The organism is Bacillus sp. Je.9.29.b, assembly GCF_051129925.1.
Lineage (GTDB): Bacteria > Bacillota > Bacilli > Bacillales > Bacillaceae > Bacillus > Bacillus safensis.
The window spans coordinates 230,871-246,995 of the sequence record NZ_JBCPSO010000007.1; the positions used below are offsets into that span (position 1 = coordinate 230,871).

Sequence of the window (16,125 nt, forward strand, 5' to 3'; positions counted from 1 at the left end):
ATGATCATTTCTGCTGAAGAACTGCAAGCCTATTCTGTATTTGATCGTGTGAAAAATCGATCTGTGGAAAGACTGACAGCAGATATTATCGAAGCAGAAGCTGCGGTATTTCAGATCGTAGGTCACGATTTCTCAAACGAAAAATATCAGCCCCTCCCTGAAAAAGCAAGAATCGCATTATTAAAAATGGCCCAATATTTTGCCATGCTGAATGATGATGAATCTATGATGAAAGGCTTTACGTCAGAGAAAATGGGCGATTATTCATATGCGAAGGCAGCTGATCAAGTCAAAGTCAGACCCTATGTATATGCCCTGCTTGTAGATTACATTGAACCAACATTGACCGGCGGCAGTGCCAAGTTAAAGGTGAGGTCATTATGAGCTATCAATCTCTATTAACAGATCGCTGTGATCTTTTTCATCTTGAACAGCAGGATTCCGCCCGCGGAAAATTTGGAATTCCAGCTGATGATTTACAAATAACACTTTCCTATCCTGATACTCCCAGCTTGACCGATCTTGCTTGTTATGTCATAGAAAAGAACCAGTCACTTGTGCAAGAAGAGCCGAATACAGTCATTTATCAATCCTATCTTGTCCATTTTCCTTTAGCAAGTGATATTCGCTTGCATGACAAAATAGTGTGGAATGGCGTGTCACTCAAATTACAGCAGCCTAAAAAAGTGAAAAATCATCACATCGAAGTGATAGCAGTCAGGAAGGAAAATCTATGAAAATTGATGGACTTGACCGGTTGATTTCGCAGCTGCGGACAGCGTGTGATGGCGGCTTAAAGGCAGAATATCAAGATTGGCTGGAGGACATGGGCCTGCAGTTTTTAGACATCATTCAGGATGAATTAATCAAGGAGAATGCTGTTGATACAGGCCGGCTTCTTAGATCCTTTACACAAGGCGATAAGGAGAATCATTTTCTCATTTCAAAAGGCGGCCTCACACTTGAGGTGGGAACGCAGCTTGAATATGCCTCCTATGTCAATGACGGACATGCCACTTCTTCAAGTGGAGAGCGAAGATGGGTGCCTGGCAGATGGACTGGCAGCCGCTTTGAATATGATCCGAATGCAAGTACAGGAATGATGCTTGCCTCTCAATGGATTGATGGCAATGGCTACTGGGATCATGCTGTCATGCTCTATGAGCAAATGTTTGAACAGTCGCTGGATCGAAAGCTGCAAAGCTGGTTCGATCGACATTTTGGGAGGTGATGGAATGAATCAAGAAGTCGGGGCAATCATGCATTATATCTACACACACTTTCCTGTGACAATGTATGATCGTCTTTTGCCAGAACGCTTTCAAGTGCCATCCGTTTATGTGCCGCCTGTGACAGTGATCAGTGGTCCAGATACGGTCTCTACCTTTATGAAATCTTATTCGCTGCAAGTGAAAGTCTTTCATATTGATACAGAAAAAGCACATGATGCGGCAGAAACAATCGTTGATGCATTGCTTGCTGATCGTCAAATCATTCAGATGATGAGTGAAGACGGAGAGGTGCTTGATGATTATGTCCGCATAAAAAGAGTGGAAACAAGAATGATAGATCAAGGCGTAGCAGCGATTGTCCTGACGTGGGATAGCAGCTATTGGTACAACCGTGACAAACAGGCAAGCCTTGAAGATATCAACTTTTCAGATGGGGTGATCAAACGTGAGCAAGACTAAACATGCACAGCCCGCTCAAACAGCCGGCGAAGAAAAAGAATTTGGCTTTTCATTTGAAGCCTTAAAGGAGCACAGTAAGGATCTTTTTGGGGTCAAACCAGAAATCCTTGAAGGTGCTCTTTTTTATATCAAACATCAACCAATTACAAAAACAGAAGCGAAAAAGCACATTGATGCTTTTTTGTCCAAGGAGGTTTAAAGGATGAACGGAGGCACTTTTACACCAGGTACAGAGAAAAAGCGTCCTGGTATTTACTTTAATTTTAAAACAACAGCAGAGCAGCGAATTACTTTAGGCGATCGAGGTACGGTGGCACTTCCCCTTGTGATGAGCTGGGGAGAACCAAAAACCTTTATTTCCGTTTCAAATATGGAAGATTTAAATAAAAAGGTTGGACTCAACATTGATGATAAGTCACTTCTTCTTTTCCGTGAAGCAAAGAAAAAAGCGCAAACGGTCTTACTTTACCGCCTAAATGAAGGAGAGCCGGCCAAAGCCGAAATTGCTGAAAATTTTGTCGTCACAGCAAATTATGGCGGCCTAAAAGGAAATGAGATCACAGTACAAGTCGCAGAAAATGTACTTGATAGCACAAAACGCGATGTGATCACTTATCTTGGAACAGATATTGTGGATAAACAGGTCGTCACTGATGTCAAAGACCTTGTGAAAAACAAATACGTTCAATTTTCTGGTGAAGGTGAAGCCGTCATCACAGCAGGTGTGGCACTAAGCGGCGGGAAAAACGGCGTGGCAAGTGTCGCAGATTATACAGCTTTCCTAGAAGCAGCAGAAACAGAATACTTCGATGTCATTGCCCTTCCAGTCGATAATAGTGAGCAATTAAAAGCAACCTTCGCTTCATTTATCGAGCGTTTGCGTGATAAGCAAGGACGTAAGGTGCAAGGGGTTGTGGCGAATTATGCAGCTGACCAAGAAGGAATCATCAATGTGACAAGCGGTGTTGTACTCGAAGATGGAACCGAACTAACACCTGCTCAAACAACAGCATGGGTCGCAGGTGCAAGTGCCGGAGCAAATTTCAATCAGTCACTGACCTTTGTTGAATACGAAGGAGCGGTCGATACATTAGAACGTCTTGACAATGATCAAGTAGAATACCGATTATCTCAAGGGGAGTTCCTTTTCACCTTTGATGCGAGAGATCGTACCGTGAGTGTTGAAAAAGATATTAACTCCTTGACAAGCTTCACAGCTGAAAAGAACCAGCAAATGGCGAAAAACAAAATCATTCGTGTGCTTGATGCGATCAACAATGATTTAACATTCGAATTAAAAAATCTGATTAAATTACGCAAAGCCAATGGCAATGACATTCCAGCATCAGATGATGGAGTGCAGCTTGTGAAAACACTGATTACCCAGTATCTCACACAGCTTCAAGATGGCAGCGGCATTACAGGCTTTAATTCAGAAACAGATATCGTAATTGGCCTCAATGAAGATCGTGATGGATTTATCATCGATTTAGCGGTTCAACCAGTAGATGCAGCAGAAAAATTCTATTTCAATGTGGAGGTGAAGTAAGATGGCTTTTAAAGCGCAAAATACAATTTCAGGTAAAGAAGGTCGTCTTTTCTTAGAAGGTGAGGAGCTTGCATTTATCAAAACCTTCGAAGCAAACGTGGAGAAAAACAAATCAGAAGTCAACGTCATGGGCCGCCGAATGACTGGACATAAAACAACGGGAGCAAACGGAACAGGAACGGCAACCTTCTATAAAGTTACGTCGCGTTTCGTTCAATTGATGCTCAATTACGTGAAAAAAGGAGAAGATCCATATTTCACTCTTCAAGCTGTCATTGACGATAAATCATCAGGCCGTGGCACTGAGCGTGTGACATTATTTGATGTCAACTTTGATTCTGCTAAAATCGCTGGATTAGATGTTGATTCAGAGGCGCTTGAAGAAGAGGTTCCTTTCACGTTTGAAGACTTTGATCTTCCTGAGAAGTTAAAGAATTCTTTCTAAGAAAAGTGGAGGAAATTAGCTAATTAATTAGCAAAATAATAACTGAATATGCTATAATGCAGTTGTAATACAACCGTTTTGAAGCGGTTTTAATTTCGTCTGGTAACGTCTTGTATTCGATTCATTAAAATATGTTTACATGCAAAGCAATTTGCATAAAATAAAAAGAAGCCAGGATGCTCTAACATCCAGGCAATGTACAATGAGGCCCTTCAAGGGGCTGGCTTATCGAATAGGTTCTTTAGGTAGACTTCCCTTTAACCTTCCACAGCTCAAGGGGGAGTCTATTTTTTGTCTATATACGTCAACAAAGTAAAGATAAACATCCCGAATAAAAGCATAAGGGAAATCGCTTCAAATGTTGACATATGCATCACCCCCTTCCTATTGGGGATGAGCCAGACGCCCTTGAGCAAGCCGTTCAATTGTACAATTTAAATTATACATGAAAAGATTGGAAAGCACATTCAAAAAATGGATGTGCTTTTTTGCATTCAAAAAAACATAACAAAGGGAGTTTTTAAACATGAGTGAAAAACAAACATTTGATCTTTCATTTTTTATGCCGGGACAAACAGTAGAAGCGGAAGAAGTCAAAGTACCGATTTCTAAGCGTTTTGTTGATAAAAAAGGGAATGTCATTCCTTTTGTCTTTAAAGCTATTACAACTGAACGTATTGATGAATTGGAAAAAGAAAACACAACCTTCAAAAATGTCAAAGGCAGAGGACGTGTGAAAGACTTAGACAGCCAGCGCTTCTACGCACGTATTGCGATTGAATCGACGATTTATCCAGATTTCCGCTCAAAGGAATTAAGAGAAGCCTACAGCACACAAGATCCAGTTGAAGTAGCAAAACGTGTTCTGTCAGTCGGCGGTGAATATGCGAACTGGTTAAACAAAGCGATCGAAATCAACGGATTTGAGGATGAAATTGAAGATTTAGAAGAAGCAGCAAAAAACTAATAAAAGATGGGGACAAAGAAGCGGTGTTTTTATATTACGCGATGCACGAACTTCACTACTCCCCATCTGAACTCCTGGAATTATACGAATCACCAAGACCGTTCAAAGCATTCCTTTTCGGACTCATCAGCTACAAGCTAGACATGCTAGAAAAAGAAGCAAAGAAAGGAGGTAAATAATTGGCGAAACTTACAGCACGATTTGAATTAGAAGACCGGGTATCGAAGAAGTTATTACGCATTCAAAAACGATTTCAAACATTTGAGAAGCAGCTCAAACCATTTAGAAAACCAGTGAAAATAAGTCTGGAAATGGATGAAAAGAAATTAAGAAACCTCACTTTATCATTGCGGAAAGTTTCAGGATTTTCTATGAGGCTGGATCAAGGAATCTATCGGGATCTAAAAGCATTGAACAATCAGTTAAATATGATTCCAAATCATCTGGTCATATCCTTTCAAGCGAAGGGGCTGGATGTCATTAAATCCAACATAGATCGTTTGAAACAAATGGGGACAAGTCCCATTATGCTGACGTTTAAACTAAACGATCAATTGTCAGCGAAAATGTCATCGATCAAAAAATCAATCCTTCAGCTCATCAACAGAACGTACTATATGAGATTAAACATGGTTGACCAAGCCACCGCTGCAATTCAACGAATCAAAAAGACACTCAAAAGCTTGACAATGTCCAAACACGAAATCAGAGTGTCTGTTCAAGACAATGCAAAAAGTAAGCTGAAAAAACGAGATCAGGCAGAGTCTGTTGTGAAAGAAAAAACCATAAAAAAAGATCCTGAGACTGCTAGTCCGTCAGTTAAAACGGTTGAACCTAAACAGAGTTGGCTCCAAAACTTTGCCAATAAAGGATTAAATGAAATTCAAAAATATGCAGGTGACGTTGCAGACAAAGTGAAGGAAAAATTGAGTCCTAGAAACTTTTGGGATGAAAAAGCACTTCCTTGGGTTGAAAATAAAATGGAAGAGTACAAACAAGATGTGATCGGAAGAATTAAAGAGAAGATTAAATTTAATCCTGAAGAAAAACTAGATCAATTGGTGAAGACTGGATTAGATCGTCTCTTTGGTACAAGTGATCAATCAAGTGAACCAACAACAGCGCCAACAACAGCGCCAACAACAGCGCCAACAACAGCACCAACAACAGCACCGACAACTGCACCAACATCAACACCATCTAATTCGGCTCCTAAAACGCAGCCTAAGCCGCGAGGTGGAAAAGGTTTGTTTCGCAGTAGTTGTTGCCCTTGTTGTGCAAGAGGTATAAGCAGCCGAGGATCTACTAAAGCGAAAAATGGGCGTTCACCGAGACGATCAACAAATCCAAATGCCACATCAAGAACCGAAATGAATAGAAGGCCTCCAAGTAAATTAGGGAAACTGAAATCAAATGCAGGTAAATTATTTGGAAAAATCCCTAGTGGACTAAAGAAAGGTGCGGGTATCGCAGCTTCAGTTGGCGGACTTACGGGTCTAATGAAAGGTGGCAAGGGGTTAAGTGGACTAGGAGATGCGGTGAAAAATATCGGTAAAGGGAGCGGTAAATTATTAAAGAAAGTACCTATTCTAGGTGGTTTACTTAGCGCAACAAATTTAATCGGTATGAAAAAAGAGAATGCTGGTGAAAAGATCGGTACGACTGGAGGCGGTATCGCCGGCGGGATGGCAGGTGCAGCAGCAGGTGCAGCTATTGGAAGCGTAGTTCCAGGAGTAGGTACAGCCATCGGTGGTCTAGTAGGCGGCATCGCTGGAAGTATGGGCGGCGAATCTATCGGTGAAACGATCGGAAAATGGTTTGATGGCGGCGGATTTGAAAAGATTGGCCAAAAATCCATTGAAATCAAAGACCAAATTGTTGAAGTTTGGTCAACAGTTGCGACTTGGTTCACAGAAAATGTCTGGACACCATTAAGCAGTACGGTTGTCACAGTAGCATCATCCATCTGGTCAAATCTAGTCAATGCCTGGACATGGATCCAAGAAACATTCAGTACAGTTGCAGGTTGGTTTATAGAAAACGTCTGGACACCGTTAAGCGGTACAGTCGTTACGGTAGCCACGACCATCTGGTCAAGCCTAGTCAATGCCTGGACATGGATTCAAGAAACGTTCAGCGCAGTCGCAGGCTGGTTTATCGAGAACGTCTGGACGCCACTAAGCAGCACAGTTGTTACAGTCGCTACAGGGATTTGGACAGCATTATCAAATGCATGGAAAAAGATACAATCAATCTTTGGAGTTGTATCGACATGGTTTATGGAAAATGTGTGGAATCCACTTGTAGATACAGTAGGAACCATTAAAGACAGTTTCGGTAAAAAGTTTGAAGAAGCGTATAAAGTCGTGACAGATATATGGGATGGATTATCCAAATGGTTTGAGGACAACATTCAAAAGCCAATTGTAAAAGTAGCAGAAGCTATTGGTGATGGGTTTTCTAAAGCGTTTGGCTGGGTCAAAAAGATTTTTGATAAGGCTGGCGGTGGGGTTGATTTTATATTGAAACATGTCTTTGGAACCCCTGATAAAAAAGCCACAGGCGGCTATATCACCCAGCCAACCTTATCATGGGTCGGTGAAGCTGGTAACGAATTTGTCATTCCAACTCAAAATAACCGAGGGCGCGGAAAGATGCTGCTTGCACAGGCTGCTTCTCAACTTGGAATGTCTGTTGTACCGAGCGGAGCGGCAGGAAATCCAGTGTCAAGCTCCCCAGCACCTACAACTCCATCATCTTCTGTAGGTTCAATGAGCGGAGGTGGATCAGTCTCAATGAATGCGAACATTCAAGCCTCCGGCATTGGCGAGCAATTTAATAACGATTTTGAACAAGGGTTAAACCGTAAAGTCATCTCTCTTGATCAATGGAAACAAAAGAATATTCAGCAGCCTTTTGGTCAATTGACATCAGACTCAGGAAAGTATGGTCAGCAAACGGTTTCTGCTTTTGCAAACGGTCAGCAGATGACACCAACAGGAACAGATAGCTTCTTGCAAAACCGTGTAAAAGCACCATACCAACAAGTCATGACAGCATCGCCAACTTGGGGTTCTGGAACGGTGAGTGGTTTTGCAGCAGGCCAAAATGCCACATCAATTGGCACGAGCCAATACGTAGATCAAAACATCAAACAATCATTCCTGCAAGCAAAACAAGAATCACCAGGCTGGGGTTCTGGAATGATTGACGCCTTTAACAGCGGCATGCGTTCCAAAGGAAGCGAAGTCACGCAAGCAGCCAAAGATATGGCGAAGAAAGTAGAACAGGCGTTTAGAGAGGAATTAGACATTCATTCCCCTTCACGCGTCATGATGAGTCTTGGAAAATTTGCATCGATCGGTGTCGTCAAAGGGCTCGACTCAGTTGATGTGAAAAAATTTGCTGAAAATCAGGCTGGTTCATTGATTGGTGCCTTCAGCGGGATGGGGGCTTCAGGTCTTAGTGTTCAGCAATGGCTGATGGCAGCTCTGATGGCAACTGGCACATCTATGAGCTGGCTTCCAGGTTTGATGACTATCGCGCAGCACGAATCAAATGGAAATCCGAGAGCGATCAACTTATGGGATTCCAATGCTAAAAAAGGAACACCTTCTAAAGGCTTAATGCAAACCATTGGAACGACGTTTAACGCCAATAAAGGCAAGGGCATGAATGACATTTGGAACCCAATTCATAATGCCGTTGCAGCCATTAACTACATTAAGGGCAGATATGGAACAGTCTTCAATACGCCAGGATTACGAAGTATGAGAAGAGGCGGCCCTTATAAAGGCTACGCAAATGGCGGATTGATTACTCAAGAGCAAGTTGCTAGAGTCGGTGAAGGAAATAAACGTGAATGGATTATTCCTGAGGAAAGAGGCATTCGTGGAAGGTATTTATTGGCGCAGGCAGCCAAGGCACTTGGGATGCAAGTATATGATCCATCAAATGCATCTGCTCCTTTACCGGAAGCACAGATGCAGCAAGTCACCTCAGCTCAGACTACTGGCAGTACAACACCGTCAGGTAATAAACAAATCACGATTCAGTTCAATGGAGATCAGCATTTCCATAATGGACAAGACCAGCAATCGCTAGTCGAAAAAATTAAACAAATGCTTGTAGATGAACTGGAAGTAGAGCTTCATACAGGAACGAAGGGGGTCGTAATTGATGGGTAAATCAGTGTATCAATTGTGGATTTCCCAAGGAAAGGACAAGTTGCGATTCCCTGTCCTTCCATCCGAACTCGAAATCACAAATAACGTACAAAATGAAACGGTAAAGGTCGCCTCTTTTGGAGAACTGACCTTTATTGACGTACCATCGGCGAAACAAGTATCTTTCACCTCATTATTTCCTAAGAAATATTCGCCGATTGCTGAATATAAAAGCATTCCCTCACCAGAGAATGCGATCGCGAAAATTGAACGAATGATGCGTTCAAAGAAATCCGTGCGGTTGATTGTAACTGGAACAAAAATCAATATGACGTGCAGCATTGAAAGCTTCACCCACAAGGAAGGGTCATATGATATTGGAGATCGTGAATTTACGATCGAGTTAAAGGAATATAAAACCGCATCGCCTAGGAAAATCAAACGAAAGAAAAAAGCAAAACAAACGAAAAAGAAAAGGCCTTCAAAAACACCACCAAAAATGTACACCGTCAAAAAAGGGGATACACTATGGGCCATTTCTGGCAGGTTTTATGGAGACAGTACAAAATGGCGGCGTATTTGGAATGCCAATAAATTAGTGATGATTAAACGTAGCAGACGTAATATTAAGCAGCCGGGGCATTGGATTTTCCCTGGACAAAGGTTAAAAATACCACAATAGGGGGGCTGGCATTGATCGAGCTTTTTGCCATCAGAAGCGGCACCATGTATGAGCTTGTCACAGAGAGTGTGACACTTCAGGGGCAAAGATATCAAGCCCCTCGCTCAATTCAGGCAAATATTATCACTAAGCAAGGCAGTCAAACATATTACCGTGTCTCGGAAGGGGACACGGTTCTTTTTAAATGGAAAGGAAAAGAGCTGTTTAGAGGCATTGTTTTTTCCCGGACGCCGGTTGAAGGGAAGCTGACGTTTACTGCATACGATATGCTCCAATATTTGGTGAAAAACCAAGATGTCTATGTTTTTTCAAATCAAAGAGCAGATCAAATCTTAAGGCGGATTGGAGCTGACTTTCAAATTCCAATGACCTCCATCGCCGATACAGGACATGTCATAAAATCACTAGTGTTTAAAAATGATACAAGCTTGTATGACATGATATTGAAAGCATTGAAAGAAACGAAGCGGCAAACAGGAAGAAACTATCAAATCTATTCTGCTAAAGGCAAGATGGGGCTGAGAGCCTGGCCTGATCCAGAGGACGTATGGGTCATTGAATCAGGCGTTAATCTCATCAGCTATCAATACAGCACCTCGATTGAAGAGACAGCCACTCGTGTCAAGATGCGTACGTCTGCTGATGAACAGGGGAAGAATAAGAAAAAAGGCAGTAAATCCGAGTTTGTGGTGATTGAACAGGATAAAGCCGGTCAGAATAAATACGGTATTTTACAGCATGTTGAGACAGTCACAGGGCAAATCAACCAGCCGCAGCTGCAAAAAAGAGCCAAAGTACGGCTGGCAGAGAAAAAAGGCGTCAAACAAGAAGTCAAAAGCATACAAGCGTTAGGAATTCCAGAGCTGCAAAGCGGTCTCCCAATCTATTTGAAAATTCCTGAAATCAACGTGAAAAAAACTTACTGGATCGATCAAGACAAACATGAATTCAGTGGGGTGAAACACACCATGACCATTGATGTTGTTGAGAAAAATTCCATGCCAAAGGGTGATCAAGCGTGAGATTAAGTGAAGCGATTAAACGATTGGCAGTGAATGCAGTAGACGCAGAATCGCCAATTGATCTTGTCATTGGAGAAGTCACGGCAGTTTCCCCTCTGAGCATCCGATTAAATGAAAATCATAAGCTGATCATTCCAGAAGAATTACTGATTTGGCCGAAGCGCTTAAATAAGGGTGAGGATGATGAGCTGAAAAGGGGAGACAGTATTATGGTGCTTGCAATGGCAGGAGGCCAGTCCTTTTACATCATCGACAAATTGTAAGGGAGGTGATGAACGTGGCACTTTCACCAGAGGAAGAAATCGAGGAAATAGAAGAAGATGAAGAGGTCGAAACCTCAACGACGTATCGAATAGATTTTGAAACTGGCAGACTGACAGGCGAAACCATTTCAGGTATTGAGGCAATCCGGCAATTCATTTATATGACACTTAGGACAGAGAGGTATGCACATCCTATCTACAGCCACGACATTGGCACTGAAATTCAGGAGCTGTTGACGGATACAGAAGCTACGGATGAATACAAAGAAATGGAGATTCCAAGGCTGCTAGAGGAAGCACTGCTCGTTGACGAACGGATTGATCATATTGAAGAGTTAGAGGTCACAAAACAAAATGACTCGTTTCATGTCAAACTAGCGATTGTCACAGATGAGGGCACATTAGAAATAGAGGAGGTGATGGAGGGCGATGTTTGAGGAACAGACGTACGAAGCATTAATGGAAAGAATGCTGGATAGACTGCCAGATGATATAGATAAAAGAGAAAACAGCGTCATTTGGAATGCCTTGGCACCTGCTGCCGCTGAACTGGCCCAGTCCTATATTTGGCTTGACCAAGTGTTTGAGCTGGTCTTTGCAGACACAGCACAAGGAGAGTTTCTAGATCGGCGGGCTGCTGAAGTAGGAATTGAAAGAAAACCAGCCACTAAAGCGGTTTGGTCAGCGGTCATTCAGCCAGACAATATCAACATACCAGCTGGCTCACGTTTTTTTATTGAAGACGTTTATTTTCAGTATTCGAAGGATGGTACTCTAGAATGCGAGACACCTGGTAAAGCCGGCAATGTTCAATTAACAGATCAGCCGCTGCTGTCACTTGATACAATTCCAGGACTTGAATCGATTAAGATGAAAGAACTGGTGATACCAGGTCAAGAGGAGGAAGATGACGCTTCTTTATATGATCGATATTTAATACGTGCGAGGCGGGAGGCTGTCAGTGCCAACAGGGCGCATTATAAAAAATGGGCTGAGGAAGTGCCCGGTGTTGGCAGAGCGAAAGTGTTCCCGCTTTGGAACGGAGAAGGGACGGTCAAAATTGTCATCACAGATGGCAATCTAGATGTTGCATCAGACCTTCTTGTCAAAAGGGTACAGGAATATATCGACCCAGTGCCAGGTGAAGGAGAAGGACAAGCACCTATAGGCTCAAAAGCAACCGTTGAAAGCGCCAAATGGCTGGATATCGACATAGAAGTGGCTGTCGAACTTCAAATGGACTGGACCCTTGAAGGAGCTCAGAAAGAAATAGAAGAAAAGGTCAAGACGCTGTTGAAATCAATCGCATTTGAAAAGAGTACCATTCGAATGTCCGCCTTAAATGATATTCTGTACCATTCAGAAAGTGTGTCAGATTATGCAGATGTGTTATTGAATGGAGAGTCGAAAAACTTAGTATTACAGGACATTGAGATTCCGCGTCTTAGGCAGGTGAAGGTTATTGAGCAAACAGGATGAAATGAAAAACTACCTGCCGCCATATTTTACAGAGATTTATGAAGTTGATCACCTGCTCAAGACAGAGGCACCGGAATTTGAGGGATTGGACGAATCTATTTTCGACTTAACGGATCAGTTCTTTCCTTTAACAGCGACATGGGGATTGAATAGATGGGAAAGAATGCTGAAGGTGCAGCGGGAATCAGATGATTCAATTGAACTGCGCAGGGCACGCTTACTCAATATGATGTCAAATATTCCCCCAATCACGTACCTTTCATTAGAGAAATCAGTCAATCGCTTTCTCAAGAATCCAAGTGCTGTCATCCGTCTCACAACCAATCGCTATCACTTCGCCTTACGTGTGAACCTAGATGATCTGCAAAACACGAGATATATTGTAGAAATACTTGAAACGTTAAAACCCGCACACTTGGCTTATACGTTCACGGCTTTTCATCATACTGATGTACATGAAAAAAATGATCATCACGGGAGGCTCACACTGCGCAGCAGAGTGGGTTTTTTCGATCATATCCCCATTTTACTCAATGGTGAATTTGTCTTAAATGGTACGTTTTATCTCAGCGGAACACGAGGTACAACGGATGTGCCTGCTCGTTTTCGGCATTCATTAAACATAAGAATGCCTCTTCAACATCAGTCAGACACAGCATATCGCATGAACTATGTCATGACTGGAGCGGTACATGAAACGAAGCAAAAAGAGGCACTGACTTTACGCACAAAAAATCAGCTCCAGCATCAAACAAAGAAGAAGATGACGTTCCGTCTGCCAGTACATGTCCAAACTGAACAGGGTGGAAGCTTACTGATCAAGGATCATTACTGGATTCTCGATGGATCTGTTCCGCTGGACGGATCAAAATTGCTAGCAGCAACTTCTAAAAAAATAGATCTATAAGGAGGATCACAATGGCTGATCAATTAACCGTAACAACACTGTATGCACGTCAACAAATGGCAAAGGCAAGAGCCGAAGGAACAAAACTCACAAAAGTCGTCAAAATGGCCTTTGGAAATGGGGGAACGAAGGATGGAAAACCGATCTCTCTAGACGGCACTGAACAAAAACTCAAAAAAGAACTAGTTCAAAAAAATATTGATTCGTTTACCTTCATGGAACCAGCAAAAATCCGCTACACCTGCACGATCGCCGAAGGAGAACTGGCAGGAGAAGTGATCAACGAACTAGCACTCGTCGACGAAGAAGGCAAATTCACCGCCATCCGCACCATGACAGACAAACAAAAAGACGGCGACATCGAATTTGTTTTTGAGATTGATGATATTTATTGATGGAGGAGAAATAAAGTGGACATAAAATCACCTTTACCGTTTGAAACCTCTGACAAAGCACATGCCAATTTGTTTAACCGGATGGTCGACACACTTGTGGAAAATGACAATGCGCTTAGTAAACAAATAGCAGGGATCACAAATGAAAGCTTATTCAAACTAACAGGGGATCAAGCCATTCAAGATGCGACAGTAAGCGGCGAGGAATATCCAATAGGTATTACATTCATGGATATTGGTCAAGCCAATGATACGGGATACCCTACAAGATTCGGCTTTGTGAAAAATGAAAAATATAGTAACTTTCGATTTGTCCAATATTACTATGGGACTGGAAACGAAGCAGGCAGCTATTTTGATAGCACAGGGACGTGGTGCCGTCATTGGTGGACTGGTTCGGGTTGGACCGACTGGCATAAACTCTCTGGGTTCTGTCATGCCAATATAAGTACAACTGGGAAGCAGTTATTAACCAAGGGAGAGTATCAAAAAGTCCTTTTTAATCGAAAGATAAAAGACAGTCATAACAATTTTGATATCAAAAATAATCGCTTCATCTGCCCTGAAAACGGAATGTATTCAGTGAATGCTGGTGTGTATATTGAAAGCTTTCAACGGTATGCAAACTTTGAATTATCGATCTATTTAAATGGAAAAAGATATAAAAATATTTCACATCAAAGACAAAGTCCGACAAGCCCATCTGATACGTTGAGTTTTAGTATGGGACTTTATGGTTCTGCCAATGTACCGGCTAATAAAGGGGATTATTTAGAAATTTATATGTACGCAGGATATGACGGAGACGTTAGTCGTTATATATCAGATAACTCAGGCTGGTACAACTATTTTGACATTACAGAAGTAGGCGGCCGAAATTTCCCGCGAGTATAGGAGGGTTTTGATGATTTTATATGAAGCCATTAAATATAAATATCCCGATGCGGATCCGCAAAAGGATTTTGAACTAAGAAATGACGGTGCTGGTTCGTATATAGATGAATGGTATCTTGATGTGCCCAAACCAACAGAGAAAGAGTTGAAAAAATGGTGGGAGGAATCACAAGCCAATCCAAGGTATCAACCACCGCTCCCGCTAGATTATCTAGCACAAGAAGTAGCAAAAGAAAAGCTGATGAGAAAACAGCTTGAACATCAATGTGATCTTCTATCAAACGAACTAAAAGCGCTAAAAAATGAGATCCTTTTCATTAAAGGAGAGAGTGATAGATGAGTTATTGGGTAATGGCATTATATTTCAAATGGGTGACACCTGGATTGGTTAAACAGGCAATTGAACTAGGTGATTGTTCAATGGAAGATCTAAATGCAGGATACGAGCAAAGGATACTCACTTTAGAGCAGCTGCAAGAGATTGAACCAAATTTCAAGGCAAGGGAGTGAAAACCGAATGGAAATAAAAGAACCAAAACCATTTAACGTGAATGATAAAGCGCATGCAGATCTGTTTAATGACATGGTCAGAGTATTACTTGAAAATGATACTGGATTATTAGAGCATCTCTTAAAACATACAAATGATGGCGGAGTACACGCATCTGAAACAGAAAAGAAAAAATGGAATGAATCCCAGAGTTATAAGATCACGGCTGATAGTGGAAGACAGCTTATCAATGTGTCAGCCGGGGAAAGCATATTTGATGCGATAAAAGACAAAGGAACATGTACATTTTATGCAGCTGCTGGCGTGGAGGATTCACCTGCCTTACCGAATGTATCAATAAGAGGGCTGCAGACAGTAGGGCAAGAAAATATTGGATCTGGCTTTGCGATTGATATGTCAGGTAATGCTTATTTTTTCTATTATGATGCTGGACATACATCGATTTCATGGACAAAGCTGCCTACAGAAAGCGATATGAATAGATGGGATAACGGTCAATTAGTAAAAATCACACAAGATAATGGAAAGCCCATTTATCATGGATTTGCTAGCGAAACAGACTATAACACCCTCACTCAGACAGGAATGTACCTCATTTATAACCAAGGTATAAACGGTCCATCATCCTTTAATCGAGTGTTTTTATTGGTCATGAGTTATGGCAGTACATTAGTGCAAATAGCATACGAATCTGTTTATGGGAAGAACACATACTTTAGAGTTCTTAAACACAATGCAGAATCATGGACACCATGGGAGAAGCAAATCACGCTATCAGATTTATTAGAAGGATCTTGGGAAACACCTAAAGAGATTAAAAGCAATTGGAAGGAATATGACCCTATTAATTTACCAGTAAAATATCGCAAGAATCTCCTAGGTGAAGTTGAGATAGTAGGAGCTGTAAAAGGTGGGACATTAGGAAATAATGCAGTGTTTAATTTGCCTGAAGAATATCGGCCGAAACAGGCAATGCATTTTGTAGGAGTCGCTTCTAGTATAGGGACTCCAGGAGTACCACAATTCCATCGTACCTTAATAGATAAAGAGGGTAATGTATGTGTACAATCATCTTCAAATAACGCCAATCCCACTGAGTTTATTACATTTGGTTTTAAGTTCAGCACAAGGTGAAGCTAATAAAATCAATATTT

General features: G+C 41.8%; 22 protein-coding genes. 21 read left to right on the forward strand and 1 reads right to left on the reverse strand.

The genetic code is table 11. The features are described from left to right. From yqbG to AAZR19_RS15810, 7 genes are read left to right on the forward strand one after another with little or no spacing between them, the layout of a single operon-like run. On the forward strand, positions 1 to 384 hold the full coding sequence (yqbG, locus tag AAZR19_RS15780; RefSeq protein WP_041107590.1) for a protein YqbG: 384 nt from the start codon (positions 1 to 3) through the stop codon (positions 382 to 384). Continuing rightward, positions 381 to 737, forward strand: a complete 357-nt coding sequence (locus AAZR19_RS15785) for a YqbH/XkdH family protein (RefSeq protein ID WP_041107588.1) — start codon at positions 381 to 383, stop codon at positions 735 to 737. The genes yqbG and AAZR19_RS15785 overlap by 4 nt, the downstream gene beginning before the upstream one ends. After that, positions 734 to 1,231: an HK97 gp10 family phage protein gene (locus tag AAZR19_RS15790; protein WP_041107586.1), complete on the forward strand. Its 498-nt coding sequence runs from the start codon at positions 734 to 736 to the stop codon at positions 1,229 to 1,231. The genes AAZR19_RS15785 and AAZR19_RS15790 overlap by 4 nt, the downstream gene beginning before the upstream one ends. A 4-nt stretch (positions 1,232 to 1,235) precedes the next feature. Further along, positions 1,236 to 1,691, forward strand: a complete 456-nt coding sequence (locus tag AAZR19_RS15795; protein ID WP_039180991.1) for a phage tail terminator family protein — start codon at positions 1,236 to 1,238, stop codon at positions 1,689 to 1,691. Continuing rightward, positions 1,678 to 1,890, forward strand: coding sequence for a hypothetical protein (locus AAZR19_RS15800; RefSeq protein WP_034282476.1), 213 nt, complete (start codon positions 1,678 to 1,680; stop codon positions 1,888 to 1,890). Before AAZR19_RS15795 ends, AAZR19_RS15800 begins: the two co-directional genes overlap by 14 nt. Positions 1,891 to 1,893: 3 nt before the next feature. Beyond that, a complete protein-coding gene (locus AAZR19_RS15805; protein ID WP_041107583.1) occupies positions 1,894 to 3,240 on the forward strand; it encodes a phage tail sheath family protein in 1,347 nt (448 codons plus the stop codon). A gap of 1 nt (position 3,241) precedes the next feature. Continuing rightward, entirely contained in the window at positions 3,242 to 3,685 is a 444-nt protein-coding gene (locus AAZR19_RS15810) for a phage tail tube protein (protein ID WP_003213309.1), read from the forward strand. A gap of 284 nt (positions 3,686 to 3,969) precedes the next feature. Here AAZR19_RS15810 and AAZR19_RS15815 read toward each other — a convergent pair whose 3' ends face one another. Continuing rightward, positions 3,970 to 4,059, reverse strand: coding sequence for a putative holin-like toxin (locus tag AAZR19_RS15815; RefSeq protein ID WP_073207186.1), 90 nt, complete (start codon positions 4,057 to 4,059; stop codon positions 3,970 to 3,972). Positions 4,060 to 4,211: 152 nt separating this feature from the next. On the opposite strand from AAZR19_RS15815, the gene AAZR19_RS15820 reads away from it, so the two are divergent. Genes AAZR19_RS15820 through AAZR19_RS15885 form a run of 14 tightly spaced genes read left to right on the forward strand, consistent with a single transcriptional unit; the run spans position 4,212 to position 16,105 of the window. Continuing rightward, entirely contained in the window at positions 4,212 to 4,652 is a 441-nt protein-coding gene (locus AAZR19_RS15820) for a phage tail assembly chaperone (protein ID WP_012011040.1), read from the forward strand. A 41-nt stretch (positions 4,653 to 4,693) separates the two neighbouring features. Beyond that, positions 4,694 to 4,831: a hypothetical protein gene (locus AAZR19_RS15825; protein WP_095357030.1), complete on the forward strand. Its 138-nt coding sequence runs from the start codon at positions 4,694 to 4,696 to the stop codon at positions 4,829 to 4,831. Beyond that, on the forward strand, positions 4,832 to 8,839 hold the full coding sequence (locus AAZR19_RS15830; protein ID WP_434703702.1) for a transglycosylase SLT domain-containing protein: 4,008 nt from the start codon (positions 4,832 to 4,834) through the stop codon (positions 8,837 to 8,839). Continuing rightward, complete coding sequence (locus tag AAZR19_RS15835) at positions 8,832 to 9,500, forward strand: LysM peptidoglycan-binding domain-containing protein (protein ID WP_076839876.1); 669 nt, start codon at positions 8,832 to 8,834, stop codon at positions 9,498 to 9,500. The genes AAZR19_RS15830 and AAZR19_RS15835 overlap by 8 nt, the downstream gene beginning before the upstream one ends. 11 nt (positions 9,501 to 9,511) lie before the next feature. Further along, positions 9,512 to 10,522 (forward strand): XkdQ/YqbQ family protein, encoded by a 1,011-nt coding sequence (locus tag AAZR19_RS15840; RefSeq protein ID WP_226015522.1) that lies wholly within the window; start codon positions 9,512 to 9,514, stop codon positions 10,520 to 10,522. Next, complete coding sequence (locus AAZR19_RS15845) at positions 10,519 to 10,785, forward strand: DUF2577 family protein (RefSeq protein ID WP_024423253.1); 267 nt, start codon at positions 10,519 to 10,521, stop codon at positions 10,783 to 10,785. The genes AAZR19_RS15840 and AAZR19_RS15845 overlap by 4 nt, the downstream gene beginning before the upstream one ends. Positions 10,786 to 10,799: 14 nt before the next feature. Beyond that, positions 10,800 to 11,222 (forward strand): DUF2634 domain-containing protein, encoded by a 423-nt coding sequence (locus AAZR19_RS15850; protein ID WP_024423252.1) that lies wholly within the window; start codon positions 10,800 to 10,802, stop codon positions 11,220 to 11,222. Then, a complete protein-coding gene (locus tag AAZR19_RS15855) occupies positions 11,215 to 12,264 on the forward strand; it encodes a baseplate J/gp47 family protein (RefSeq protein ID WP_024423251.1) in 1,050 nt (349 codons plus the stop codon). Before AAZR19_RS15850 ends, AAZR19_RS15855 begins: the two co-directional genes overlap by 8 nt. Further along, positions 12,248 to 13,171, forward strand: coding sequence for a YmfQ family protein (locus AAZR19_RS15860; RefSeq protein WP_041107570.1), 924 nt, complete (start codon positions 12,248 to 12,250; stop codon positions 13,169 to 13,171). The genes AAZR19_RS15855 and AAZR19_RS15860 overlap by 17 nt, the downstream gene beginning before the upstream one ends. Positions 13,172 to 13,182: 11 nt before the next feature. Then, a complete protein-coding gene (locus AAZR19_RS15865) occupies positions 13,183 to 13,566 on the forward strand; it encodes a phage tail-collar fiber domain-containing protein (protein WP_041107568.1) in 384 nt (127 codons plus the stop codon). Positions 13,567 to 13,581: 15 nt separating this feature from the next. Continuing rightward, entirely contained in the window at positions 13,582 to 14,460 is an 879-nt protein-coding gene (locus AAZR19_RS15870; protein ID WP_041107566.1) for a hypothetical protein, read from the forward strand. A 10-nt stretch (positions 14,461 to 14,470) separates the two neighbouring features. Continuing rightward, positions 14,471 to 14,800, forward strand: a complete 330-nt coding sequence (locus AAZR19_RS15875; protein WP_041107564.1) for an XkdW family protein — start codon at positions 14,471 to 14,473, stop codon at positions 14,798 to 14,800. After that, positions 14,797 to 14,970, forward strand: a complete 174-nt coding sequence (locus tag AAZR19_RS15880; protein WP_024425891.1) for a phage portal protein — start codon at positions 14,797 to 14,799, stop codon at positions 14,968 to 14,970. The genes AAZR19_RS15875 and AAZR19_RS15880 overlap by 4 nt, the downstream gene beginning before the upstream one ends. 7 nt (positions 14,971 to 14,977) lie before the next feature. Next, entirely contained in the window at positions 14,978 to 16,105 is a 1,128-nt protein-coding gene (locus AAZR19_RS15885) for a pyocin knob domain-containing protein (protein ID WP_024425890.1), read from the forward strand. Positions 16,106 to 16,125: the final 20 nt, after the last annotated feature.

Bases quoted from the DNA above. Each gene is read 5' to 3' on its own strand.
- yqbG (WP_041107590.1), top strand. From the start codon at position 1: ATGATCATTTCTGCTGAAGAACTGCAAGCCTATTCTGTATTTGATCGT.
- AAZR19_RS15785 (WP_041107588.1), top strand. From the start codon at position 381: ATGAGCTATCAATCTCTATTAACAGATCGCTGTGATCTTTTTCATCTT.
- AAZR19_RS15790 (WP_041107586.1), top strand. From the start codon at position 734: ATGAAAATTGATGGACTTGACCGGTTGATTTCGCAGCTGCGGACAGCG.
- AAZR19_RS15795 (WP_039180991.1), top strand. From the start codon at position 1,236: ATGAATCAAGAAGTCGGGGCAATCATGCATTATATCTACACACACTTT.
- AAZR19_RS15805 (WP_041107583.1), top strand. From the start codon at position 1,894: ATGAACGGAGGCACTTTTACACCAGGTACAGAGAAAAAGCGTCCTGGT.
- AAZR19_RS15810 (WP_003213309.1), top strand. From the start codon at position 3,242: ATGGCTTTTAAAGCGCAAAATACAATTTCAGGTAAAGAAGGTCGTCTT.
- AAZR19_RS15815 (WP_073207186.1), bottom strand. From the start codon at position 4,059: ATGCATATGTCAACATTTGAAGCGATTTCCCTTATGCTTTTATTCGGG.
- AAZR19_RS15820 (WP_012011040.1), top strand. From the start codon at position 4,212: ATGAGTGAAAAACAAACATTTGATCTTTCATTTTTTATGCCGGGACAA.
- AAZR19_RS15825 (WP_095357030.1), top strand. From the start codon at position 4,694: ATGCACGAACTTCACTACTCCCCATCTGAACTCCTGGAATTATACGAA.
- AAZR19_RS15835 (WP_076839876.1), top strand. From the start codon at position 8,832: ATGGGTAAATCAGTGTATCAATTGTGGATTTCCCAAGGAAAGGACAAG.
- AAZR19_RS15855 (WP_024423251.1), top strand. From the start codon at position 11,215: ATGTTTGAGGAACAGACGTACGAAGCATTAATGGAAAGAATGCTGGAT.
- AAZR19_RS15865 (WP_041107568.1), top strand. From the start codon at position 13,183: ATGGCTGATCAATTAACCGTAACAACACTGTATGCACGTCAACAAATG.
- AAZR19_RS15875 (WP_041107564.1), top strand. From the start codon at position 14,471: ATGATTTTATATGAAGCCATTAAATATAAATATCCCGATGCGGATCCG.
- AAZR19_RS15880 (WP_024425891.1), top strand. From the start codon at position 14,797: ATGAGTTATTGGGTAATGGCATTATATTTCAAATGGGTGACACCTGGA.
- AAZR19_RS15885 (WP_024425890.1), top strand. From the start codon at position 14,978: ATGGAAATAAAAGAACCAAAACCATTTAACGTGAATGATAAAGCGCAT.